The sequence below is a fragment of the Neglectibacter caecimuris genome (assembly GCF_034335015.1).
GTDB classification, from domain to species: Bacteria; Bacillota; Clostridia; order Oscillospirales; family Acutalibacteraceae; genus Acutalibacter; species Acutalibacter caecimuris_A.
Genome location: NZ_JAWXXK010000001.1, coordinates 41,488 through 65,231, shown reverse-complemented (window position 1 = coordinate 65,231; position 23,744 = coordinate 41,488). Strand labels below are relative to the sequence as shown.

17 protein-coding genes and 1 other annotated feature are annotated in these 23,744 nt (G+C 55.8%); of the genes, 11 read left to right on the top strand and 6 right to left on the bottom strand.

What is annotated here, in order from left to right; translation table 11 throughout:
* Window positions 1–61: 61 nt before the first annotated feature.
* The 3 genes from U8T64_RS00290 to U8T64_RS00280 all read right to left on the bottom strand — a co-directional run bounded on the left by U8T64_RS00290 (window position 62) and on the right by U8T64_RS00280 (window position 1,387).
* Window positions 62–382 (bottom strand): type II toxin-antitoxin system RelE/ParE family toxin, encoded by a 321-nt coding sequence (locus tag U8T64_RS00290; RefSeq protein WP_322179820.1) that lies wholly within the window; start codon window positions 380–382, stop codon window positions 62–64.
* Window positions 369–641: a type II toxin-antitoxin system prevent-host-death family antitoxin gene (locus U8T64_RS00285; RefSeq protein ID WP_322179818.1), complete on the bottom strand. Its 273-nt coding sequence runs from the start codon at window positions 639–641 to the stop codon at window positions 369–371. Before U8T64_RS00285 ends, U8T64_RS00290 begins: the two co-directional genes overlap by 14 nt.
* Before the next feature lie 77 nt (window positions 642–718).
* Window positions 719–1,387, bottom strand: coding sequence for an HAD family hydrolase (locus tag U8T64_RS00280; protein WP_322179816.1), 669 nt, complete (start codon window positions 1,385–1,387; stop codon window positions 719–721).
* A gap of 197 nt (window positions 1,388–1,584) precedes the next feature.
* Here U8T64_RS00280 and U8T64_RS00275 point away from each other — a divergent pair, with 197 nt between their 5' ends.
* The 3 genes from U8T64_RS00275 to U8T64_RS00265 all read left to right on the top strand — a co-directional run bounded on the left by U8T64_RS00275 (window position 1,585) and on the right by U8T64_RS00265 (window position 5,444).
* Window positions 1,585–2,760: an NAD(P)-dependent malic enzyme gene (locus U8T64_RS00275; RefSeq protein WP_322179814.1), complete on the top strand. Its 1,176-nt coding sequence runs from the start codon at window positions 1,585–1,587 to the stop codon at window positions 2,758–2,760.
* 25 nt (window positions 2,761–2,785) lie between these two features.
* Window positions 2,786–3,382: an ECF transporter S component gene (locus U8T64_RS00270; protein ID WP_322179812.1), complete on the top strand. Its 597-nt coding sequence runs from the start codon at window positions 2,786–2,788 to the stop codon at window positions 3,380–3,382.
* A 463-nt stretch (window positions 3,383–3,845) separates the two neighbouring features.
* Entirely contained in the window at window positions 3,846–5,444 is a 1,599-nt protein-coding gene (locus U8T64_RS00265; RefSeq protein ID WP_322179810.1) for a trypsin-like peptidase domain-containing protein, read from the top strand.
* 636 nt (window positions 5,445–6,080) lie between these two features.
* Here the strand turns inward: U8T64_RS00265 and U8T64_RS00260 are convergent.
* Complete coding sequence (locus U8T64_RS00260; RefSeq protein WP_322179808.1) at window positions 6,081–6,782, bottom strand: DNA alkylation repair protein; 702 nt, start codon at window positions 6,780–6,782, stop codon at window positions 6,081–6,083.
* A gap of 23 nt (window positions 6,783–6,805) precedes the next feature.
* Entirely contained in the window at window positions 6,806–7,915 is a 1,110-nt protein-coding gene (locus U8T64_RS00255; RefSeq protein ID WP_322180468.1) for an MGDG synthase family glycosyltransferase, read from the bottom strand.
* A gap of 317 nt (window positions 7,916–8,232) precedes the next feature.
* Here U8T64_RS00255 and U8T64_RS00250 point away from each other — a divergent pair, with 317 nt between their 5' ends.
* The 5 genes from U8T64_RS00250 to U8T64_RS00230 all read left to right on the top strand — a co-directional run bounded on the left by U8T64_RS00250 (window position 8,233) and on the right by U8T64_RS00230 (window position 15,152).
* Window positions 8,233–9,798: a VanW family protein gene (locus U8T64_RS00250; RefSeq protein WP_322179806.1), complete on the top strand. Its 1,566-nt coding sequence runs from the start codon at window positions 8,233–8,235 to the stop codon at window positions 9,796–9,798.
* Window positions 9,799–9,849: 51 nt separating this feature from the next.
* On the top strand, window positions 9,850–11,763 hold the full coding sequence (locus U8T64_RS00245) for an NAD(+) synthase (RefSeq protein WP_322179804.1): 1,914 nt from the start codon (window positions 9,850–9,852) through the stop codon (window positions 11,761–11,763).
* Between the two features lie 110 nt (window positions 11,764–11,873).
* Window positions 11,874–12,917, top strand: a complete 1,044-nt coding sequence (locus U8T64_RS00240) for a D-2-hydroxyacid dehydrogenase (RefSeq protein ID WP_322179802.1) — start codon at window positions 11,874–11,876, stop codon at window positions 12,915–12,917.
* 375 nt (window positions 12,918–13,292) lie between these two features.
* Window positions 13,293–14,423, top strand: a complete 1,131-nt coding sequence (locus U8T64_RS00235; RefSeq protein ID WP_322179800.1) for a cysteine desulfurase family protein — start codon at window positions 13,293–13,295, stop codon at window positions 14,421–14,423.
* Between the two features lie 33 nt (window positions 14,424–14,456).
* Window positions 14,457–15,152 (top strand): DEAD/DEAH box helicase family protein, encoded by a 696-nt coding sequence (locus U8T64_RS00230; protein ID WP_322179798.1) that lies wholly within the window; start codon window positions 14,457–14,459, stop codon window positions 15,150–15,152.
* Window positions 15,153–15,217: 65 nt separating this feature from the next.
* Here the strand turns inward: U8T64_RS00230 and U8T64_RS00225 are convergent, their stop codons facing one another.
* Window positions 15,218–17,560, bottom strand: coding sequence for a SpoIIE family protein phosphatase (locus U8T64_RS00225; protein ID WP_322179796.1), 2,343 nt, complete (start codon window positions 17,558–17,560; stop codon window positions 15,218–15,220).
* Between the two features lie 320 nt (window positions 17,561–17,880).
* Window positions 17,881–18,091 (top strand) — a binding site (T-box leader).
* 57 nt (window positions 18,092–18,148) lie between these two features.
* On the opposite strand from U8T64_RS00225, the gene U8T64_RS00220 reads away from it, so the two are divergent.
* From U8T64_RS00220 to U8T64_RS00210, 3 genes are read left to right on the top strand one after another with little or no spacing between them, the layout of a single operon-like run.
* Window positions 18,149–19,339 carry an aminotransferase-like domain-containing protein gene (locus tag U8T64_RS00220; RefSeq protein ID WP_322179794.1) on the top strand — a complete coding sequence of 397 codons (1,191 nt, stop codon included), beginning with the start codon at window positions 18,149–18,151 and terminating at the stop codon, window positions 19,337–19,339.
* Between the two features lie 37 nt (window positions 19,340–19,376).
* Entirely contained in the window at window positions 19,377–20,375 is a 999-nt protein-coding gene (gene trpS, locus U8T64_RS00215; protein ID WP_322179792.1) for a tryptophan--tRNA ligase, read from the top strand.
* Between the two features lie 39 nt (window positions 20,376–20,414).
* Window positions 20,415–23,744 (top strand): PD-(D/E)XK nuclease family protein, encoded by a 3,330-nt coding sequence (locus tag U8T64_RS00210; protein ID WP_322179790.1) that lies wholly within the window; start codon window positions 20,415–20,417, stop codon window positions 23,742–23,744.

Genomic DNA, 23,744 nt, shown 5'->3' with positions numbered 1-23,744 from the left:
AGAAGAAAAATCCCTTGTATCTTTGTCTTTAGGATACAAGGGACTTTCTTTTTTGAAAAATTTATTCTTTTAGTAATTCGATCCAATTTCTTTTTCCGTATAGAAATCGAATCAGGTAAACTGCTTTTGCATCTTCGTTTACGGTATAAAAAGCCAAATAATTTTTGACCGGTATCATCCGGATCCCATAAGAAGGAAGAGAAATTTCGGGAATGACAGGAAACTGTTGGGGCATAGTTTCTAAGGATAGAACGGTTTCCTCAAAGCAGTTCAGCAAGTTTTCCGCCGCAGCCGGTTCACACAGGTTTTTGGCAATATAATTGACAGCGCCGCGAAGATCCTTTTCTGCTTCTTGCGCCAGAATAATTTCATAGCGCCTCATGGGAAAGCTCCTCCCTGATAGAGGAAACAGCTTCTGACGCTGATATGGTTTTTCCTTCCTTGAGATCGGCAAGTCCCTTTTCCATAAGTGCGTGAAGCTCAAATTTTCCAACAAGACGTTCATAGGCTTCAATGCTCAAAACAGCCAAATCACCGGTACCGTTTTTTGTGATGTAGACAGGCTCATTGTGCTGGTGGCAGAAGGCGGAAATTTCGTTATAGCTGTTTCGTAGATCGGAGCTTGGTCGAATAGCAGGCATGGCGGGACCTCCTTTTCTTCTTGGTATCGATATTATATCAAAATGTTGATATCGTGTCAAGGGAGAGCCGATTCCTTTTACCCGGATATCAGCTTTTCCAGCTCATGGGCAGAAGAAACCAGATACTTTGCGCCGTAGGTCAGCAGCTCTTCCCTGTCCCGGAAGCCCCAAAGCACGCCGCAGGGGTCCATGCCGGCGTTTCTTCCGGTTTCCATATCCACGCCGCTGTCTCCGATGTACAAAACCTGCTCGGGGGGCAGGGAAAACCGCTGTGCCATTTCCAGCACCGCCGCGGGGTCAGGCTTTTTCGGCACGCCTGCCTTTTGGCCCTGCACCAGATCGAAGAGGTCGCCGTATAATTCCCGGACGATGGCGCGGGTCATGTTATCCGGCTTGTTGGAAAGCACGCCCAGCCGGAGCCCCCGGGCCTTCCAGCCGCCGAGCAGCTCCCAGAGGCCCGGATATGCCGTAACAAGCCTCATGGGCTCGCTTTCATACCGCCGGTCATATTCCTCACGGAATTTTCGAAATTCCTCTTTGGAAAGGGAAGCGCCTACCGCAAACAGCATGCGCTTCATCAAAACATCCGCGCCGTTTCCCACCAGATACCGGTATTCCTCTGCCGGAATCGGCGGAAAGCCAAAGGCTTCGAGGGTGCTGTTTCCGAAATAGGCAATAGATTCCAGGGTATTTGCCAGGGTGCCGTCCAGATCAAAAATACAAGCTTGATAATTTGTGTTTTTCATGTTTTTCAGCTTTCTGTAATATTTTTGGAAATAGTAAGGCAGAAGCGGAAAAACCACCGCTCCGGTCAACTGTATTATAGAACGGGAAAAAGGGAAAAGCAAGGCGGGAATATTGATTTTCCCGGAGCCTGCTGATATAATAGTCGTTAGTTATTAGATGTTTGATTTTTCCGGAAAATAAGGGAAGAAGTGGTTTTTTGGATTACGCAGCGCAGGCTTTGAAAATGCACCGGGAATGGAAAGGAAAAATACGGGTGGAAACCCCGTGTCCTTTGACGAATAAAGATGAGCTGTCCGTGGCCTACACGCCAGGGGTGGCGGCCCCCTGTTTGGAGATCGCCAAGGACGTGGAAAAGTCCTATGAATACACCCGCCGGGGAAACCTGGTGGCCGTGGTGACAGACGGCACCGCCGTGCTGGGGCTGGGGGATATCGGCCCGGAGGCGGGTATGCCGGTCATGGAGGGAAAATGCGCGCTGTTCCAGGCTTTTGCCGGGGTAGACGCCTTTCCCATCTGTGTCAGAAGCAAGGACGTGGAGGAGATCGTCCGCACGGTGGAGCTGATCGCCGGCTCCTTTGGCGGCATCAATTTGGAGGATATCGCGGCTCCCCGGTGCTTTGAGGTGGAAAGAAGGCTCAAGGAGCGGCTGGATATTCCGGTATTTCACGATGACCAGCACGGCACCGCCGTGGTCACTGTGGCCTCTATGCTGAACGCCCTGAAGGTGACGGGAAAGCGGCTGGATTCCGTTTCCGCCGTGGTCAACGGCGCGGGAGCGGCAGGCACGGCCTGTACCCGGCTGCTGATGGCTCTGGGGCTGAAAAATGTGGTGGTATGCGATAAGCTTGGCGCGCTTTCCGAAGGCCTGCCCGGCATGACGGAGGCTCAGGCGGAGCTTGCCGCTTTGACAAATCCCCAGAAAAAGCGGGGAAGCCTTGCCGAGGTGATCCGGGGAGCGGACGTGTTTATGGGCTTTTCCGCTCCCGGCTGTCTGACCGGAGAGATGGTGCGCACCATGGCAAAGGACGCCATTGTGTTTGCCTGTGCCAATCCCACCCCGGAGATTTTCCCCGAGGAGGCCTTGGCGGCAGGGGCCAGGGTGGTGGGGACCGGGCGCTCCGATTACCCGAACCAGATCAATAATGTGCTGGCCTTCCCGGGGATCTTCCGGGGGGCGCTGGACGTGCGGGCCAGAGAGATCAATGACGAGATGAAGGTGGCCGCCGCGTATGCCATTGCGGGGCTGATCCCGGAAAACGAGCTGCGGGAGGACAATATTATCCCTTCCGCCCTGAACCGGCAGGTATCGGAGGCCGTGGCCCGGGCTGTGGCAGAGGCCGCCCGAAAAACCGGCGCTGCGAGACTTTACTAAATTTACGATAAGGGGTTTGAGTGACATGGAAAAAGGACAAAAGGAAATGCAGTCTGCCTTTAAGATCATTCTCAAGATCGTTCTCACAGCGCTTTTCGCGGCGCTTACGTTTATCGGCAGTATGATCTATATTCCCATTCCGGCAGTGGTGGGAAATGTCAGTCGTATCCATTTGGGTAATATTTTCTGCCTGCTTTCTGGCCTGATCTTAGGCCCGATCGGCGGCGGGCTTGCCGCAGGCACGGGCTCCGCTCTGTTCGATGTGATGAATCCAAAGTACATTGCGTCCGCCCCCTTTACCTTCGTGTTTAAATTTGCCCTGGCGGCTGTGTGCGGCGTGATCTCCGCCTGGGCGGAGAAGAGAGGAAAATCCGTTCACGCCTGGAATGTGGTGGCTTCCATTGCGGGCAGTGTGTTGTATATGGTGTGCTATTTGAGCAAGGCCTTTGTGGAAAGCACGCTGCTGGGAAACGAGCTTCAGGTCACCATGCTGGCGCTGGGAACAAAGGCGGTCACCTCCGGTATCAACGCCGTCATTGCCGTCGTGGTTTCCGTGCCGCTTTATACCGCGATCCGGGCGGCGCTGAAGCGAAGCGGCATGGCGGGAAAGCTGGCCTGGTAAGCTTCCACAGGGCTTTCCAAAAAGTTTCATAGAAGGATTCAGGAACCGTCACACCTTTTTCACAAAGCGGGGGCATACTATTGTCATAACAAGCGCGGGAGCTTTCCTGCAGCCAGACGGCGCGAATTTGAACCACGGTTTTGCCGGGCGTATTTTCGCCCGCCCGTTGTTAAAATGCTCGTGAATCCGAAAGGATTCACTCCGCTTTTGCCTAGGTCGGACAAAAATCCACTCCGGCAAAACTTCTTCGAACTGAAAACTGGTGAGATGTTGTCGATTTTCAGCGCAAAAAGCTTGCTTCGCAAGCTCCGGACGACGGCAGGCAAATGTTCCGCTTGCGGAACATTTGCGCCTTTGCCTAGGACGATAAACTGAAAAGCGGCAATATATCGCCCGTTTTCAGCGGGTTCAAATTTGCGCCGTCTGGCTAACCCAAAGCTTTGTGAAAGGAGTGGCGGTTTTTATGTATAACCCCTATGATAACAAAAATTATGATACAGCGGCCCCTGCCGGACAAAATGGAGAACAGCGGTCCGATCCGCAGAAGCCCGCAGCCCCCGGCTACGGTACCGGCGCGTCGCCTTACACTGCTCAAACCGGAAACCATACTGGAGCAGCCTATTCCGAATCCACCCATTCGGGAACCCCGCAGAGCGGAAGTACTTATTCCGGCGGCGGGAACGGAGCCGCGTTTTCTCAGCCCCAAACCCCTGCTTCCCCCTACGGAAGCGCCCAGCAGCCTGCAAGAGCGGCCTATACCTGGAACTCCCAGGGAAACCAGCCCTATGCTTCCCAGGGGAATCAGTTTTACTATGCCTCCGCGCAGCCGGCAAAAAAGAAAAGCTCCGGCAAAAGGGCGGGGAAAACGGCCTTAAAGGTATTGGCGGCGGTGCTGCTCTGCGCGGTGGTCTCCTTCAGCTCGGTGGGGATGTTCGCCCTGCTGATCCAAAATGGTGTGATCGATGTTCAGAGCACAGGGGAAAGCGAAAAAACAGCGGCCTTTACCCTGTATAAGAACGCGGACAGCGAGAAAAACGCCACGCCTACCGTAACGGGGGAGGTTCTGACAAACCAGCAGGCGGCCCAGAAGCTGATCCCCTCTGTGGTCTGTGTGCAGAATTATCAAATTACCCAGCAGGGCGGCTTTTTCTTCGGTTACGGCGGCTATGAAGATACCGGGGAGGCGAATCTTTCTCCCACCGGGGAGGGCTCCGGCATTATCATTTCCAAGGACGGCTATATTGTCACCAATCAGCACGTGATCGACGGAGCCACCAGTCTGAAGGTAGTTACCTCCGAGGGCCTTACCTATGAAGCGGAATTGATCGGTGAGGACACCCAGACAGACCTTGCCGTGATCAAGGTAACTACCGAGGATGAGCTGACTCCGGCGGAATTTGGCTCCTCCGAGGATCTGCAGGTGGCGGACGAAGTGATGGCCATCGGCAATCCCGGCGGACTGCAGCTGAATTCCAGCGTGACCTTCGGGCATATTTCCGCCTTGAATCGGGAAGTGACCAACAGCGATACCGGCTACAGCATGAAGTGCATTCAAACCGATGCGGCCATCAACCCCGGCAATTCCGGCGGTGCGCTGGTGGATCAAAACGGCCGCGTGGTGGGAGTCAATTCCTCCAAGATCGTGGCTACCGGCTATGAGGGCTTAGGCTTTGCCATTCCCTCCGACACGGTACAGCCTATTGTTTCCGATCTCATTGAGTTCGGCTATGTGAAGGACCGTGCCATGCCGGGCTTCTCCGGACAGTATATCGACCGCCTTACCGCCGGGTTCTATGGCATGAACGCAGGCTATTACGTGACCCAGGTCACAACGGAAACAGCGGCGGAATCCGGTCTGCGCCGGGGCGATATGATCACCGCCATCGATGACACGCAGATCACCTCAGCGTCCACCATTACAGCTTATATTGCCAATAAAAAGCCGGGGGACACCGTGACCCTTACGGTAGACCGCAGCCTGACCGGCCAGCAGGGCGGTAAAATTGAGCTGACCCTTTCGGAAAACACCGGAAAGTCCGATATCGTATCCCTGAGAGGATAACCTTTCCTCCTGAAACAATAAAAAGAGCCGCTGCGAAATGATAAGTTTCGCAGCGGCTCTTTTTTTAGATACTGGATTCTGGATGCTAGACAGTGGTGGCGCTGCACGGCAACGCAATAAAAGAAGGGCACTGGCTGCGGATACAATGAGTAATGAGAAATTAGCAATAAAGAACTGGGGGAAAATGACAAATTATAGTTTAGCGAACTAGTCGTTAGATGTTAGTTGTTAGTCGTTAGAGAAGGGAAAGTTCTCTTCCCTGTTGTCATTCTGAGGAACGAAGTGACGAAGAATCTCGTCCTTAACTCCTGTGCGGAAAGCCAAAGGACGAGATTCTTCGAGAAAGCGAAAATCGCTTTTTGCCTTCGGTGACTCAGGATGACAACCTGGGGGGCTTTTTCTTTATCTAAATAACTAACTACTCACGACTAGACTAACAACTAACACGCCAAATTCCAATTTATCAAACTAGCCCTTAAAATTGCTGTATTCCTAATTGCTCATTGCTCATTGCTCATTGCCCATTTATTTCCCCTGCTTTTTCCAACAACCCGCACTCCCTTTTTTAGCTGTGGGAAAATTTGTCAGGAAAAGGTTACTTTCCGGGCCGCCGAGTTCTCTAATCATGGAAAGGGGCTACAGCTTCCAAGCCAGCAGCGCGTCCTTTTCTTCCCGGCTTACCCGGCGGGATTCCCTGATTTTCTGAATGGCTTTATTCTGCACAAATTGGGAAAGGCCGCGCTTTTTTAGAAGCCTTTCGGTTTCCCGCGGGAATTTGACATAGCAGATGGAAACAGCCCAGGCCACAGCCATCCGTACGTAATACTGCTCCTGCCGCATGCCTTCCAACAAGGCCAGCGCCTCCGAAAGCTTTTCTTTTGTCGTAAAATGGCTCAGCAGCATCACCGCGGCGAAGCGGGCGTAAAATTCCCGGCTGTCCTGAAAAAGCGGCTGAAGGAATTGCCACATGACTTCCCGCTCCTCCGGCTTTTTTAAGGAAAAGGTGCCGCAGAAAATATCACACACCGCCCAGTTATCGATGAGGGGAAGAAATTCTTCCGTGAGAGCAAGACGGCGCTTATGGTCCGTTTTCATAGAGGCGATCACAATGCCCCGAAGCAGAATTTCCTCATAGGAGTCCGTGCGGGAGACTGCCAGAAACCCTTCCGGGTCATTTTTTACAATGGCCCTCGCCATGCGGCGCATTTCAGGTACGCGCACACCGTAGGCAGTCTGAGTACCGGGGATCAGGCTTTCGTTGAATTTTTTATAGGCCTCGTCGGAACGCTCCCGAAATTCCTTCAGAAGCTCCTGGTAATCCTTTTCTGTAAAGCTCATGGGAACGACTCCCTTTCCGGAGATCAGGCTTTTTCCACCAGCTTGTGGATCAGCTCCAGCAGGTTGGGAATGGATTGGGATTTATCAAAGCCCTCGCAATTTTTTCGCATGGCGGAAAGCCGTTCCTTTTCCCGGAGAAGGGCGGAGATCTCCTCGGAAAAGCTGCTGTTTTTCCGAAGGCGCACACACATTCCATGGGAGGCGAGAAAGTCGGCGTTGTCCTCCTCCTGGCCGGGAATGGCGTCAAATACCGCCATGGGCAGACCGCAGGCCAAGGCCTCGGAAACCGTAAGGCCGCCCGGCTTTGTCACCAGCAGATCGGAGGCGTGCATGTATTTTTCCACCTCATCGGTGAAGAAAATCAGCCGGGTGGGGATCCGGGAGCCCACGGCAAGCTCTTTTTCAAAGGCTTCATAGAGCTTTTTGTTCCGTCCGGTGATCACGATGATCTGCATGCGCACATCGGTGGATTCCAGACTTCGGTAGAGCTTGATGATATTAGAAACGCCGAAGCTGCCAGCCATAAACAGCAGCGTGGGAAGATCGGGATCCAGCTTTAGCTCCTGAAGCAGCCCCTCCCGGTCGCCCGGATCAAAAAACACGCCGTGTACCGGAATGCCGAAAGGGTACACTTTTTCCGCCGCCACTCCGAATTCCATCAGTTCGGGGATCATATCTTCACTTGCCACAACGTAAGCGCTCACATGCTCCGCAATATAGGCCCTATGTACGCCGTAATCGGTGATGATGCAGATCAGCGGCGCGGCCACCAGCCCATCTTCCTTCAAATCCGATACCATTTCTGTGGCAAAGGGGTGGGTGGTGATGATCACGTCCGGCTGGTATTCGGCAATGGCGGGGAGCAGGAGGTTGCTGAACAGGCCGCTGAGCTTCGGCACCAGGCCGGAAAAGCGGTTCTGCTTGTTGGTGCGCTTATAGAGCCTGCCGAACAGAGCGGGAACCTTTTTCGCCATGAAAAGGTAGCTATCGCACACGGTTTTATCCAAAAGGCGCCCGATGGCCTTTAAGGCGTCTACGGTGACTACGTCGCAGTCGGTATTGTCCCTGATATATTGCTCTACCGCGTGGGCGGCCCGCAGATGGCCGCCTCCCGTGGCGGCGGTGAGAAGCATGATCTTCACAAAAAGCCCTCCGAATTTAGATGTTAGTCGTTAGAAAAAGGAAGTGGTGATTTATAGACCGTAAAAATTTTATCATATCCCGAAAAGAAAAGCTAGTTCTGTAAGGAAATGTTAAGGGCTTTTTTATGAAATACTAAAAGACAAAAATTCGGAGCGCTTCGTAACGAATTTGAAACTTTTCCATGCTTTACTTTTCCGGAAAATCAAGGTATACTGAGAAAAGAAAAAATAGTAAAATATATTATGAAAAACCAGGCGTTTTTTTGGAACGCTATGTTCAGTTAGAGAAAAAGGGAAAGGGTGCTTTTATGCGGAATTGGAAGAGAAAGCTTATTTTAGCGGCGGCTGTTCTGCTTTTGATCACGAGCTCTGCGGCCTGTTCACAGAAGCCAAAGGAGGAATCCTCCATGGTGTCCTCTGAGATCAGCGATCCCACCCTGTTTGCGGAGGGGACAAGCATCGGCGGAAAGAATATTTCCGGAAAAACAGTAGAGGAAGCGCTGAAAATTGCCCGGGAGGCCATGGAAGAGAACATGAAAACCCTGGAGATCACCGTGAAATTTAAGGACGATACGGTATCTCTTTCCAAAGAGGATTTTCAAGTCAAAGAAACGCTGGAGCTGACGCTGCCCCGGCTTTTGGAGGAACGGAAGGCGGAGGATCACAAGCTTCCCTATGTGGTAGATCTTTCCGAAAGCGGCAGAAAGAAGCTGGAGGAAGCGGCGAAGGCCTGCCTGGTGAAAGGACAGAATGCCTCCATTGCCAGTTTTGACAGCAGTACCGGGGTGTTCCAATTTACGGAAGAAAAAAGCGGCAGCCGGGCGGATATGGTAACCACCCTGAAAAGCGTGCGGCAGCTGCTTTCCCAAAAGCAGAGCGGCGCGATCCAGACCACCTTTCTGGAAACAAAGCCGGAGCTGACAAAGAAATATCTTTCCGAAAACTTCAAGCTGATGTCCTCCTATACCACGGAATCCACCAATACGGAAAACGGCAACAGTAATATGGCTTTGGCACTGTCCCATGTGAACAAGACCGTTGTGCAGCCGGGGCAGACCTTTTCCTATAACGGCACTATCGGTGACAGCACCGATCCTGACGCGGGCTGGCGATCTGCCGGAGGCCTGGTGGGCGGTTTGCATGTGCAGGTATACGGCGGCGGGATCTGTCAGGGGTCTACCACTCTCTATAACGCTGCGCTTTTGGCGGGTATGGAGATCATCGAGCGGGACTGTCACAGCGAGCCCTCCAGCTACTGTCCCATCGGGCTGGACGCCACAGTTGACTATGGTAACATTGATTTTCAGTTCCGCAATCCATTGGATACGCCTGTTTATATTGCCGCCTGGATGGACGGGGTAACGCTGCATGTGAATTTCTATGGCTGCTTTCCCAAGGAGTGGAATAAGATTACTATTGGCAGCGAGCAGACCGGCTCGGAGCCGCCTCTTTCCAGCGTCAGCTTCACGGAGGATTCCCAGCTGGCAAAGGGGCAGTATGTACGCAAATCCTCCGGAAACACCGGCTATTCCGCTCGGGCCTGGAGAACGTATTATAAGGGTGACACAACAGTAAAAACAGAGGAATTGAGTTCCTCATATTATGAGCCCACCGGTACGATATACGCTGTAGGCCCCGGCACGGACACCGGCAAGGTGGATACCTCCAAGGAATCCGGCAATACCACGCCCGAGGCCACTCCCAGCCCTGTACCTACAGTTGCTCCCAAGCCTACTGACACGCCTACCCCCGAGCCTCCTCCGGTGGTCACGCCCGACCCGATCGTTACGCCCGATCCCGTTCCGGATTTCTCGCCGGAACCGCCGCCTTCTTCTCAGCCGGACGACGATAGATTCTGGCAGCCGGAGCCGTGATCCGCGGTTCGGTGAACAGAACAGCGTTTATCAGGAAAGGGGATCTCCTTTTTGAAAGATGGATTTATAAGGCTTGCCGCCGCTACGCCGAAAGTATGTCTGGCTGACCCGGCGGAAAATGCCCTTCACATTGCGGAGCTGATCCGGGAAGCGGCGGAATTGGGCTGCGGTGCGGTGTGCTTTCCGGAGCTTGCCCTGACAGGGTATACCTGCGGCGATCTGTTTCGGGAGCAGGCGCTGCTTGCGGCGGCGGAGCGGGGCCTTGCCCGGCTGATGAAGGAAACTGCCAGGCTGGATATTCTTTGTGCCGTGGGCCTGCCGGTGCCCCAGGGCGGGGCGCTCTATAACTGCTGCGCGGTATTCCACCGGGGAAGGCTTTTGGGCCTGCCCGCAAAGGAAAATATTCCGAACTACTCGGAGTTTTACGAGGCCAGGTATTTTTCCCCCGCTCCTGCTCCCTTTGAGGTACAATATGCGGGGCAGACCGCACTGCTGGGGAAGGACTTGCTTTTCTCCTGTGAGAACATTCCGGAGCTTTGCTTTGGCGTGGAGATCTGCGAGGATCTTTGGGGAGCGCAGCCGCCCAGCGGAAAGCTGGCGCAGAACGGCGCTACCGTGATTTTGAACCCCTCCTGCAGCGATGAGACCGTGGGAAAGGCCGAATACCGACGGGAGCTGGTTCGTTCCTGGTCCGCTCACTTGCTGGCGGGCTATGTGTACGCAGACAGCGGCCTGGGGGAATCCACCACGGATATGGTGTTCGCCGGCCACGACCTGATCGCTGAAAACGGCTCTCTGCTGGGGGAAAGCAAGCTTTTTACCACCGGGCTTCTCACAGCGGAGCTTGATTTGGAACGGCTCATACAGGAGCGCCGCCGGATCAATACCTGGCGGGAGAAGCGGAATGCGGAGGTGAGAAGGCTTTCCTTCCGCTATGAGGAAAAAACGCTGCAGGGCTTTGTGCCCAGCCGGGAATTTTCCCGCTACCCCTTTGTTCCGCAGGACCAAAAGGGACTTTCCGACCGCTGCGAGCGAATTTTGACCATGCAGGCGGTGGGCCTTGCCACCCGTCTTTCCCATATCGGGTGTAAAACCGCGGTGCTGAATCTTTCCGGCGGGCTGGATTCCACCCTGGCCCTGCTGGTGGCCGTGCGGGCCTTTGACCGCCTGGGGCTTCCCAGGGCAGGGATCCACACTTTATCCCTGCCCTGCTTCGGCACAACTTCCCGCACCAAGAGCAACGCCCAGAGGATCGCGGAGGAGCTGAGCGTAAGCTTCCGGGAAATCTCCATTGAAAAGGCGGTGCGCCAGCATTTTGCGGATATTGGCCAGAGCGAAAACAGCCTCGATGTGACCTTTGAAAATTCCCAGGCCAGAGAGCGCACCCAGGTGGCGATGGACGCGGCAAACCAGTGCGGCGGCATTGTGATCGGCACGGGAGACCTTTCCGAGCTGGCCCTGGGCTGGGCCACCTATAACGGCGACCACATGTCCATGTACGGTGTGAACGCTTCCATTCCGAAAACCCTGGTGCGGTATTTGGTAAAATACGAGGCAGAGCGCAGCGCGGGCGCTCTGCGGCAGGCTCTGGAGGATGTGCTGGCCACGCCGGTCAGCCCGGAGCTGCTGCCGCCGAAGGATGGAGAAATTGCCCAGAAAACAGAAGAGCTGGTGGGCCCTTATGAGCTTCACGACTTTTTCCTTTACTATATGCTTCGCTTTGGCTTTACGCCGGGAAAAATCTATCGTATGGCATGCCGGGCCTTTGCGGAAGAATACAGTCCTGAAACGATAAAGCGCTGGCTTTCCGTTTTCTACCGGCGTTTTTTTATCCAGCAGTTCAAGCGCTCCTGTCTGCCGGACGGTCCCAAGGTAGGTTCTGTAACGCTTTCCCCCAGGGGTGATTTCAGAATGCCCAGCGACGCCTGCCGGGCGGCGTGGGAAAAGGAAATAGAGAGCCTGTGATTTTCCGCATCGCTTGTGATGCGCATTACGCAGGATACAAAAAAGTTTTTGATAGAGATTACAAAAAGCTGCCTTGTGCAGCTTTTTCTCTAAAAGGAGGAAGGTTGCAGATGGAACGCGCGCTTCATATTTTATCGGTGCTCCCGTTGGAGCAAAAGCATAAAGAACTGCTGGAGGCCGCGGCGCCGGAAGGGGAATTTCGGTTCCGCGTCCCGGAGGGGGAAACGGTCGATCCCAGGTTGCCGTTTCAGGATTTGATCGACCGGCCCGTTTTGACCGGGGCGGATCTGGAATGGGCCGATGTACTGTTGGGAAATATTTCTCCCCAGGCGCTTTCCACCGCCGATCTTCTATGGGTGCAAACCGGCAGCGCTGGGGTGGAGCCTTATCTGAAGCCCGGCGTGCTGAAGGAGCACACCTTACTTACCAACGCCACCGGGGCCTATGGCCTGGCCATTGCGGAGCATATGCTGGGCATGCTGCTGGAGCTTTTGAAAAAATTAGAGCTCTACCGGGACGCGCAGGGAAAGGGCAGCTGGGGCTCTCAGGGGGCGGTAAAGTCGATTTTCGGCTCCACCGTTCTGGTGCTGGGCATGGGGGATATCGGCGGCGAATTCGGCTGGCGCTGCAAAGCGCTGGGAGCAAGGGTCATCGGCATGCGCAGGACCAACCGGGAAAAGCCGGACTATGCCGACCAGGTCTGCCTGCCGGGGGAGCTGGACGAGCTGCTGCCCCAGGCGGATGTTGTGGCGATCACCCTGCCGGGAACGGAAGCCACCAGGGGCTTGATCGGCCGAGAGCGCATGGCCCGCATGAAGGACGGCGCGGTGCTGCTCAATGTGGGCCGGGGCAGCATTGTGGATACCGAAGCCTTGTGCGATGCCCTGGAAAGCGGTAAGCTTTCCGGAGCGGGCCTGGACGTAACAGACCCCGAGCCCCTGCCGCCGGATCACCGCCTGTGGAAGCTTCCCACCGCTGTGATCACGCCCCACATTTCCGGCTTCTATCACCTGAAAGAGACCCATGAACGGATCGTAAGGATCTTCGCGGAAAACCTGAAACGCTTCTCCGCGGGAGAGCCCCTGAAAAACCAGGTGGACTTTGCCACGGGGTACAAGAGGACAGAAGGAGAACGGCAGGGGAGTGAGCAATGAGCAATTTTAAGGGCATAGCTTGTTAAATTGGAATATATATGACGCCCTTGGCTCCCCTGAAAGGAGAGCTGTCAGCCGTAGGCTGACTGAGGGGTTCCGTGGTGACGAGGTTGAAAAGGTGGATTTTATGCGGGTTTCGGTGCCCTACAACCCCTCCGACACGACTTCGCCGTGCCGCCTCCCCTTTCAGGGGAGGCAAGGAGTTAGTGCTATTTGTAAATTCGCCAATTCCAATTTACCGCTCTATCCCTGCCCTTCATTGCTAATTCCTCATTGCTCATTGTATATAATGCTGTCGTCCAGCATCAAAAAAGCCCTTTCTAACAACTAACTACTCATAACTAACAACTACTTTCCCGGGAGGCGGAATACAAAATGGCGGAGCATTACTTGGACAACAGCGCTACCACTCCCGTGCTGCGGGAGGCGGCTGAAAAGGCCTGTTCGATGATGACCGGGGAATTCGGGAACCCTTCGTCGCTTCACGGAAGGGGGTTCCGCGCCCGTCAGGAGCTGGAGGCTGCCAGGGGCGTGATCGCCTCCCGGCTGGGGGCAAGCCCGGGGGAGCTCGTGTTTACCTCCGGCGGCACGGAGGCCAATAATCTGGCCCTGTTCGGCGCGGCGGAGGCGGGAAAGCGCCGGGGAAACCGGATCGTCACCACGGCAGTGGAGCACGATTCTGTGCTGAAGCCCTTAAAGGAGCTGGAAAAACAGGGCTTTGAGTTGGTCTTTTTGAAGCCGGAGCCGTCCGGCGGGCTTTCTGAAGAGCAGCTCCAAAACGCCATAGACGAAAAGACGATATTGGTCAGCGTGATGCTGGTCAATAACGAGACCGGGGCCATTTTCCCGGTACAGGCGGCGGCAAAGGCCATTCAGCGAAAAAAAGCGCCTGCCCTGCTGCACACGGACTGTGTGCAGGCCTTCGGCAAGCTGGATTTTACCCCCAAAAAGCTGGGGGCCGATCTTATCACGGTCAGCGCCCACAAGCTTCACGGCCCCAAGGGGGCGGGAGCGCTGTATGTGCGAAATGGGGTGCGTATTTTACCCCGAGCCCTGGGCGGGGGCCAGGAAAAAGGCCTGCGCTCCGGCACAGAGAGCGTTCCGCTGCTCTGTGCCTTTGGGGAAGCGGTGCGGCTGCTGCCGAAGGCGGCGGAAACCTTGCCGCAGGTGGAAAAGCTGAACCACCTTCTGCGGGAAAAGCTGTCCGTCCTGCCAGAGGTGGAGCTCCATTTTCCGCCGGAGGGGCTGCCCTATGTTTTGAATTTTTCCGCCGGAGCGGTTCGGGCGGAGACCATGCTGCATTTTCTTTCCCAGCGGGGGATCTTTGTATCCTCCGGCTCCGCCTGCGGGAAGGCGAAGCCCAGCCATGTGCTGACCGCCATGGGGCTGCCGAAGGAGCGCATCGCCTCGTCTCTTCGGGTCAGCTTTTCCCGCTTCAGCACCGAAGAAGACGTGGAAGCGCTAATTTCGGCTTTGGAAGAAGGGCTGAGGACGATCCGTCATTAGGGTTTTCCGGCAGCCGGAAGCGAAAGGAAACTTATGAATATTGAAAACAATGTGCTGAAGCACTATTTGAGAAACGTTTATTTCATTACGGGCACCGCCTATGCGGGCAAATCCACCACGGCCAAGCTGCTGGCGGATCGGTACGATATGGTCTTGTGCGGCGAAAATTACCACAGCACCGTTTCCGATTTGGTGGCAGACCCCGAAATTCAGCCGGATCTGTGCTATATGCGGCAGCTGAAAAGCTGGGAGGATTTTGTAAAGCGCTCTCCGGAGGAGTACGAGCGCTGGATCTACAATACGGCAAGGGAATCCGCCGGCTTTGAAGTGGCGGAGCTGATCTCCCTGTCAAGGGACAAAAAAGTGATCGTCGATACCAATATTCCCACCGAGCTTTTGCGGGAGATCTCCGACTACCGCCGGGTGGTGGTGATGCTGTCGCCCCAAAGCATGAGCGTAGAGCGCTTTTTTGACCGGGATGACCCGGAAAAGCAGTTTCTTCTCAGCGTCATAGAAGGCTGTGAAGAGCCCCAAAGGGTCATGGAAAACTACAAGGCCGGGCTGAAGCGAATCAACAGCAAGGAGCATTTTGAGGAGTACGAGAGCAGCGGCTTTTATACGATCCTGCGGGAGGATAACGGCAAGGATACCAGAGACGCGGTGTGCGATGAGATCGCAAAGCATTTTGGCCTGAGCGATCATGAGCGTCAGATCGATCCATTGCTTTAAGCCGCTCATGGCGGTAGATAAAAAAGTCTGGCTTTTCGGGACGGCCCTGAAAAACCAGACTTTTTCTATTGTACAACAAGAGCCAGAGCGGTGATATCGTCCTCGTGGCCGTCGCTGCGGCGCTTCTGTGCCTCTTCCGTAATGCGCTCTGCCAGCAGATTGGGGTTTTCGCTTTCGTCCCAGTTCAGCACCATATCCGCAAGCCACCCGGTGCCGGAAACCATCACGCCGTCGGAGATCATCACCACCAGGTCTCCCTCCGTCAGCTCCCGCTCATAGCAGGCAAACTCCACATGGGGCATAATGCCCACCGGAACACTGGAGGCTTCGATCACATCGATGTATTTTCCCCGGCGCACAATGGTACAGGCGGCGCCCGCCTTGCGGAATTCCGCTTTTCCGGTAAACAAGTCGATGCAGGTCACGTCCAGGGTGGCCAGGGATTCGTCCCCGGATTTTGCGATCAGGGCGGAATTTACCGTTTGCAGCATGCTGTTAAACCCGATGCCGGCCTTCAAAAGGCTTTCCGCCATGGCGGAAGTCATAGCGCCGTCCACTGCCGCCCGGCCCCCGGTGCCCATGCCGTCGCTCAGCACGGCGATAAGCCTGCCGCAGCCGTCGTAAAAGACCCCGGCGCTGTCGCCGCAGAAGGAGCCGTTTCGGGCGCAGTACTGGGAGAAGCCCCTGCCCACCTCAAAGGCGGGGCGCTGGCACATTTGAATGCGGCAGGTCTCCTCTGAGGAGCTGACGCAGGGCGGGGAGAATACCCGGCCGCAGGCGGCGGAGATCTCCTTGGTAAACACCGCCCGGTTCAGCCGCTTTTGGCGCTCTCTGTGGATCTCGGCCTCTACGGTCATGCGCCCGAAGCGATCCAGGCGGCAGCACACCTCCAGGGGCTCCACACCGTTGTCCCGCAGGATATCCTCCACCCGCTGGGCGGCCTCTTCATCGAAATGCTGGTACAGGGAAAATTCCCCGGCCATTTCCTCCAGGATCCCGGCGGTGGTGCGAAAATGCTGCTCGGCGGCCTCCCGCACCTGGGCGGCCCGAAGCTCCGCGGCCTCCTTCATGAGGTAGCGCCCGTAATTTTTATTGATCTCCTCCTTCATTTCTCCCGCCCGCTTGCAGCGGTCTGAAAATTCCTGGGTAAAATCGGCGGTTTCCACTTCTCCCTTTTCCTTCAGCACCTTTTGAAGCTGGGAGAAGTTGTCCAGTGTTTGCTCCTTGTGCTTTCGCCAGCATACGGCGCTCATGGCACAGCCCGCACAGATGGCCTCTGTAGAACGGTTATAAACCCCCTGCAGGTTGGGGGCGCAGACCTCGGAAAGCTTTTGGGAGATCTCCTCCACAGAGGAATAGACATTGGAAAGGGCCTCTGAGGCGTGGCGCAGGCGCATGACAATATTGTTCCGCAGCGCGCCGCCGCTCAGGGTGTCCTTCCGTACCCCAAAAAGCTCAGTCAGCCGCCTGCTTCTGGGCAGAAGCATATAGACCACGGTAGCGGCGGCCACCTCAACAGCACCGGAGATCATTTGGGAATCCCCTGTTCCGGCCTGCAGGGAGGCAACACCGTGGGAGATGATAAAGGCCGCCGCCGTAGCCACCTTTCCCATGGGAGAAAATACGCCTGCCATCAGGCCGCCAAGGCCATAAGCGCCGGATAAGTAAGAAAGCCCCGCCGTGGAAAGCCCCTGAATGGCCCCGGCGGTAACGCCCGCCACCGTGCCGCCGCTGATACCGCCTACCCGGGCGCAGTAGATCACCATCAGCACCATGAAAATTCGCCCGATGGAAACGTTTGCCACGGTAACGCCAGAAAAGGAGAGGACCAGCACGCCCACCGTGACTGCCAGGGCGGCCACATCGCCGCTGTCATATAAGCCGCTGGATTTGGAGCGCCCATCTCCGGACCGGCCCTGCAGCAGATTTGCCGTGCGGCACAGAAAATAGGAGACTCCCGCGCCTAAAAAAGATTCCGCTAAGTACAGGGCGGCCGAATAAGTCACGGAGCCGCTTAGAAACACCATGGTAAGCCCTGTGAGCAGCAGGGGAAGAAAGGTGACTGCCGGGGCGTACAGCGGGTGGGTATTTACCGCCTTTAATTCCGAAAGCGACCAGCGAATGGCCGCCACCGCCAACAAAGCCGCCGCATAGCGCACGGAAACGTAAACCGGCGAGGGCAGAAGATAGCCGAAGAACGCGCCGAACACCGCCGCCCACATGCCGCTTTTTGGTACGGCGGCTGCCGCCGCCACGCCAAAGGGAGCATATTTGCCGAACACAAGCCCCCGGGAGCAGAGCAGCCCGGAAAAAAAGCTCCCCAGTACTGTAATGACTTTTCGCGCGTAGATGGAGTGTAAATACTCCTCTAAGCGGCCGAATATTTGCCGAACCCTGGATCCTTCCATCGAGAACACCGCCTCATATAAAAATTATGGGAAACCAGCTATGCCGTTGGTAACGAAATTATACCTATCCTGGAAAAAATTTCCTGTCACTAAATGGTAGGTGTTTTCTGTCATCTTATGGAATAAAAATTCAAGATAGAGGGCTTTTGAGGAGCTTCGCCTTCATTGTGGCGAAAAAATTATGTAAAATGAGTTATGAAAATCAAAAGAGAAAAGAGCACGGCGGAGAAATCGTACTTTTTTGCGGCGGGAGATTTGACTTTTTTCACACAGGAGAATATAATAGCAGAAACGGCAGGAAGGTCCTGCCGCAAAATCAGGAAAAACCAAGGAACGGGAGTAGTAGCGCATCGGCCTTCCCTTCAGAGAGCCGCCGGGTGGTGGAAAGGCGGCGGAAGAGGTGCGGGAATGGGCCCGTTGGGTCCGGGCAGGAAATGGCCCGGCGCGGTTCCGGCGTTATCGGGAAAGAGTGGGTATGAGACGGCTCATGCCAAGCTGGGTGGTACCGCAGGAAAATCTCCTGTCCCTGTGCGCAGTAGCGCGGGGACAGGTTTTTTATTTTGAACAGGTGTGAAAGGAGACGATACCGTGAAATATGAGTTTTCCGAACGGGTAAAAGGCCTGAAGCCTTCGGCGATCCGGGAAATTTTGAAAAATTCCTCCGCCCCGGGAGTGATCCCCCTGTCGGCGGGCAATCCCGCCCCGGACGCTTTCCCCTATGAGGACATTCGCCGGATCTCGGCGGAGCTTTTGGAAAGCACCCCCATAGAGGCCCTTCAGTACAGCGTGACAGAGGGCTATCTTCCCCTGCGGGAGCACCTGCTTTCCTATATGAGGGAAAAGCACGGGGCAGGCGGGGAAAACGATGAGATCCTCATCACCAGCGGCGCCCAGCAGGTGATGGATCTTTTGACCAAGACCCTCTTAAACGAGGGGGATACCGTGCTGTGTGAAGCCCCCAGCTTTATCGGCTCTCTCAATACCTTCCGCTCCTATCGGGCAAAGCTGCGGGGAATTCCCATGGAGGAGGACGGCCTTTCCCTGGAGCAGCTGGAGAATGCCCTGCGGCAGGAAAAGAAGATCAAATACCTTTACACCATTCCCAATTTCCAGAATCCTTCCGGCATCACCATGAGCCTTGCAAAGCGGAAGCGGGTGTATGAGCTTTGCCGGGATCACAATGTGCTGATTTTGGAGGATAATCCTTACGGTGACCTGCGGTTTGCCGGGGAAGAACTTCCCCCCATCAAATCCTTTGACCGGGAGGGCGTTGTGCTGTACGCGGGCTCCTTTTCCAAGGTGGTGTCCCCCGGCATGCGGGTGGGCTATGCCATCGGGCCCAGGGAGATCGTTCAGAAAATGGTGGTCTGCAAGCAAGGGGAGGACGTTCACTCCAATATTTGGGCGCAGATCGTCTGCCACCGGTTTATGACGGAATGCGACTATGAGGCCCACCTTTGCCGTCTGCGGGAGATCTACCGCCGGAAAAGCCAGGTGCTTCGAAACGCCATGGAACAGTATTTCCGCCCTCTGATCACCTGGAGCGAGTTTCAGGGCGGGTTATTCGCCTGGTGCACCCTGCCGGAACGTGTGGATATGTTGGATTTTGTGAAGCGGGCGGCGGAGGAAAAGGTCTGCGTGGTGCCGGGCACGGCGTTCCTGACCGATGAGACAGAGCCCTGCCGTTCCTTCCGGGTGAATTTTTCCACCCCCACCGACGAGCAGCTGACGGAGGGCATTAAGCTTTTGGGAAGCCTTGCCGGAAAAATGGCCGAATAAAAGAAAAAGCAACTTTCTGGGAAAAGGAGAATTTTTTATGGAAAACCAACGCAAAAAAAGGGTGCTCAGCATGTACCAGTGCACAGGAACCTTTACCTTGGGGAATTATCTGGGAGCAATACGGAACCATGTGCGGCTTCAGGACGAGTATGAGTGTGTCTATGCCTTAGCGGATTTGCACGCCATCACTGTGCGGCAGGAGCCCGCGAAGCTGCGCCGGTACACGCTGGAAGCCTATGCCTATCTGCTGGCCATGGGGATCGACCTGGAAAAAACGATCCTCTTTATCCAAAGCCAGGTGCCGGAGCATTCCCAGCTGGCGTGGATCCTGAATTGCTATACCCAGTTCGGCGAGCTTTCCCGCATGACGCAGTTTAAGGACAAATCTCAAAAGCACGCCGACAATGTAAACGCCGGGCTCTTTACCTACCCCTGTCTGATGGCGGCGGATATTTTGCTGTACCAGGCGGATCTGGTTCCGGTGGGGGCGGATCAGAAGCAGCATGTGGAGATCGCCAGAGATATCGCGGAGCGCTTTAACGGCCTTTACAGCCCTACCTTTACCGTGCCGGAGCCCCTGATTCCCCAGCGCGGCGCCCGGGTCATGTCTCTGCAGGATCCCACGAAAAAAATGTCCAAGTCCGATGAAAACATGAACGGAACTATCCTGCTTTCTGATGACCCGGATACCATTCTGCGGAAATTCAAGCGGGCCATTACGGACAGCGATTCCTGTGTGCGCTATGGTGAGGGAAAGGCCGGCATCAACAATCTAATGGATATTTATTCCTGCGTGACAGGAAAGACCATGGAGGAGATCGAACGGGAATTTGAGGGAAAGGGCTATGGAGAGTTCAAGCCCGCTGTGGCGGAAGCGGTCATTTCCGAGCTGCGCCCTATTCAGGAGGAATTCCGGCGGCTGATGGAGGATAAGGCCTACCTGGAAAAGTGCTATTCGGAAAATGTTTCCAGAGCTCGGCGCATTGCCGGGAAAACACTGCAAAAGGTGATGAAAAAGATCGGGTATGTGCTTTAAGCGGCTGTCGCTTAAGCCGAAAAGAGGAGGAGCTTTGAAGTGCTGCAATTTGTGCTGGGCCGGGCGGGAAGCGGAAAAACGGAATATCTTCGCCAGCTGCTGGCTGGGCACAGCGGCAAGGGAAAGCTGATCATGCTGGTGCCAGAGCAGTATTCCTTTGAAACGGAAAAGGCCATGCTTCGGCTCTGCGGGACAAAGCAGGCCAACGGCATTCAGGTGTACAGCTTTACCCGTCTTGCGGAGGCCGTGTTTCGCCGGGAAGGCGGGGCGGCAGGACGCAGGCTCAGCGACGGAGGACGGCGGATCTTGATGTCCTCCGCCCTTATGGCCTGTGAGGATCAGCTGGAGGTGTATCTGAACGCCGCCAAAAGCGGCAGGGTAACGGATCTTATGCTCACGGCGGTCAACGAAATGAAAATGTGCGGTATTTCCCCGGAGCAGCTGTCGGAAACCGCCCGAAAATTGGGGAACACAGGGCTTTCCAAAAAGCTTTCGGAGATCGCACTGCTGTACGGCGCCTTTGAAGCGCTGGTGGAGGCTTCCTATCTGGATTCCCGGGACGACCTGACCCGTCTGGCGGAGGCCCTTCGCGCCAGCGAGTTTTTCCGGGGCTGCACGGTGGCGGTGGATTCTTTTGAGGGCTTTACCGCCCAGGAAATGGCGGTGCTTACGGAGATCCTGCGCAAGGCGGAGCATGTGGCGGTAGCGCTTTGCACCGATGGCAGAGACCAGGGCGGCACCGGGCTGTTCGCCCTGGTGGAGCGTACCCGGCTTCGGCTGCTGCGGGCGGCGGAGGAAAACGGCGTGGCGGTGTTGCCCCCCGTAGAGCTTACCTCCGCTCCCCGGTTTCAAAACGAAAACCTGAAGCTTTTGGAAACACAGCTTTTTTCCGGGGAGGAGCTTCTGCCTTCTTCCGACCATGAGGGGATCGAGATCTTTGAGGCAAGAGATCCCTATGAGGAAGCGGAATTTGTGGCGGCCACCATTCGGCGGCTGGTTCAGGAAAAAGGCTGGCGCTATCGGGATTTTTCCATTATCTGCCGAACGCCGGAGCACTATTACGGCAGCCTGGACGTGGCTTTGAAAAAACGGGGGATCCCCTGCTTTGTATCAGAGCCCGCCAGGGTGGACGCGGAGCCTGTGATGCGTTTTTCTCTGGAAGCCTTTGAGGCCGTGCGCTCCGGCTTTTCCACCGACAGCCTTTTGGAGATGCTGAAAACGGGAGTCTCCGGCTTTACTACCGAGGAAATTTCCGATCTGGAAAACTATGCCTTTCTCTGGAAAATAAACGGCTCGGACTGGCGGGCGGAATTCGTCCGCCACCCCAGGGGCTTCGGCCAAAAGCTGACGGAAGAGGACAGCCTTGCCCTGGAAAGGCTGAACGGCCTGCGGGAAAGGCTTATCGGGCCTTTGCTGCGGTTTTCCGCGGCTACCCGGGACGCTTCCGGGGCGGAGATCTCCCAGGCGGTGTACGACCTGCTGGCGGCCTACGGCATGGAGGAAAATCTTCCCGCCTACTGCCGGACTTTGGAGGAAGCCGGGGAAGACGGCCTTGCCGCCAAGCAGCTTCGGGTATGGGAGCTGCTCATGGAGCTGCTGGATCAGCTCCACAGCATTTTAGGGGATCGAAAAACGCCCCGGGACAGGTATTTCCGTCTGCTGAAGGAGGTGGTCTCGGCGGAGGACGTTTCGGAAATTCCCCAAACTGTGGACGAGGTGATCTTCGGCACGGCGGAGCAGGTGCGGCAGTCCTCTCCCAAGGCGGCCTTTTTGATCGGCTGTTCTCAGGGAGATTTCCCACTGACCCCAAAGGCCTCCGGTGTGTTTTCCGACGCGGAGCGCCGGGCGCTGATCGCCCTGGAGCTGCCCCTGGGAGACCCGCTGGAGCAAAAAGCCATCGAAGAGCGGTATTTGGCCTATTCCGTTGCCTGCCTTCCCTCTGAGCGTTTGACTCTCTGCTGGCCCAGAACCTCCGGCGGAGAGGAAAAGGGGCCGGGGGAACTGGTTTCCGCCGTGGGGGAGATCTTTCCCACGCTGGAGCCGCTGCGCGGGCTGCCGGACAAGTATTTCGCCAATTCCGAGGAAGCGGCCTTTTCCCGCATGGCAGCCCGTTTCACGGAAAATACGGAGGAAGCGGCGGCCCTTCGGCTGCTGTTTCAGGGAAACGATGCCTATGAGGGCAGGCTTGCGGCGCTGGAACGGGCCGCGGGGCGAAAACCGGCGGAGCTTGCGGATAAAAGCCTTGCCCAAAGGGTGTTCGGAAAGGATATGTTTCTCTCTCCCACCCAAATCGAGGTTTTTCACAGCTGCCCCTTCAAATATTTCTGCCGGTACGGTATCAAGGCCAGAGAACGCAGACCCGCCGAGGTGGACGTGATGCAGTACGGCACCCTGATGCACTATCTGTTTGAGCAGGTGTTCCAACAGGGCGGAGAAACCCTGAAGCAAAGCACGGAAGAAGAGCTGCTGAGCTGGGTGCGGCGCTTGATCCTGGAATACGCCGGGGAAAACATGGGCGGACTGGAGCTGCTCAGCAGCAGGGAAAAGTACCGTCTGGACCGTATGGCAAGATCTGCCTGCAAGCTTATTCGCCATGTAGAGGAGGAGCTGGCCCAAAGCCGGTTCCAGCCCAAATATTTTGAATTGGGCCTGGGAGACGACCGGGAATATCCGCCCCTGCGGGTGGAAACAGGAGACGGCGGCGTGGTGACGGTGGGGGGCACCATCGACCGGGCGGACGCCGTGGTGCTGGAGGACGGAAAAGAATATGTGCGGGTCATCGACTACAAAACCGGGAAAAAGGTGTTTCGGCTGGCCGATGTGCTTTACGGCCTGAATATGCAAATGCTGGTATATTTGGCGGCGCTGGTGGAAAGCGGCAAAGAGCTTCCGGCGGGGATCCTGTATATGCCGGCGGCGGAGCCCTCTGTTTCCGTGGAGCGGGGGGCGGACGAGGAAAAAATCAAAAAAGAAGTGGATAAGCAGCTTCGCATGAGCGGCCTGGTGCTGGATAACAACGAGATCATTCAGGCCATGGAGGCATCGGCCCGGGGAAAGTTTATTCCGGCTTCCTTAAACAAGGACGGAACACCGGGGAGGTTCAGCTCCGTTTTGGGGGAAGAGGAACTGCGGCAGGTGCTGAACTATTCCAAGCGCCTTATCGCCTCTATGGGAAGGAAACTGACAGAGGGCTGTGTAGAGGCTTCCCCCGCCATGGTCAACCAGAATTCCTGCCGGTACTGTCCCTATGGCGCGGTGTGCGGGCAGGAGCAGGGAGAAAAGGACCTGGTGCAGGATAAGTCCTCTTCTGAAGAGGTGCTGGAAAAAATGCGGGCGGCCCTGGAAAGCCCGGTGGAGAAGGGAAGGTGA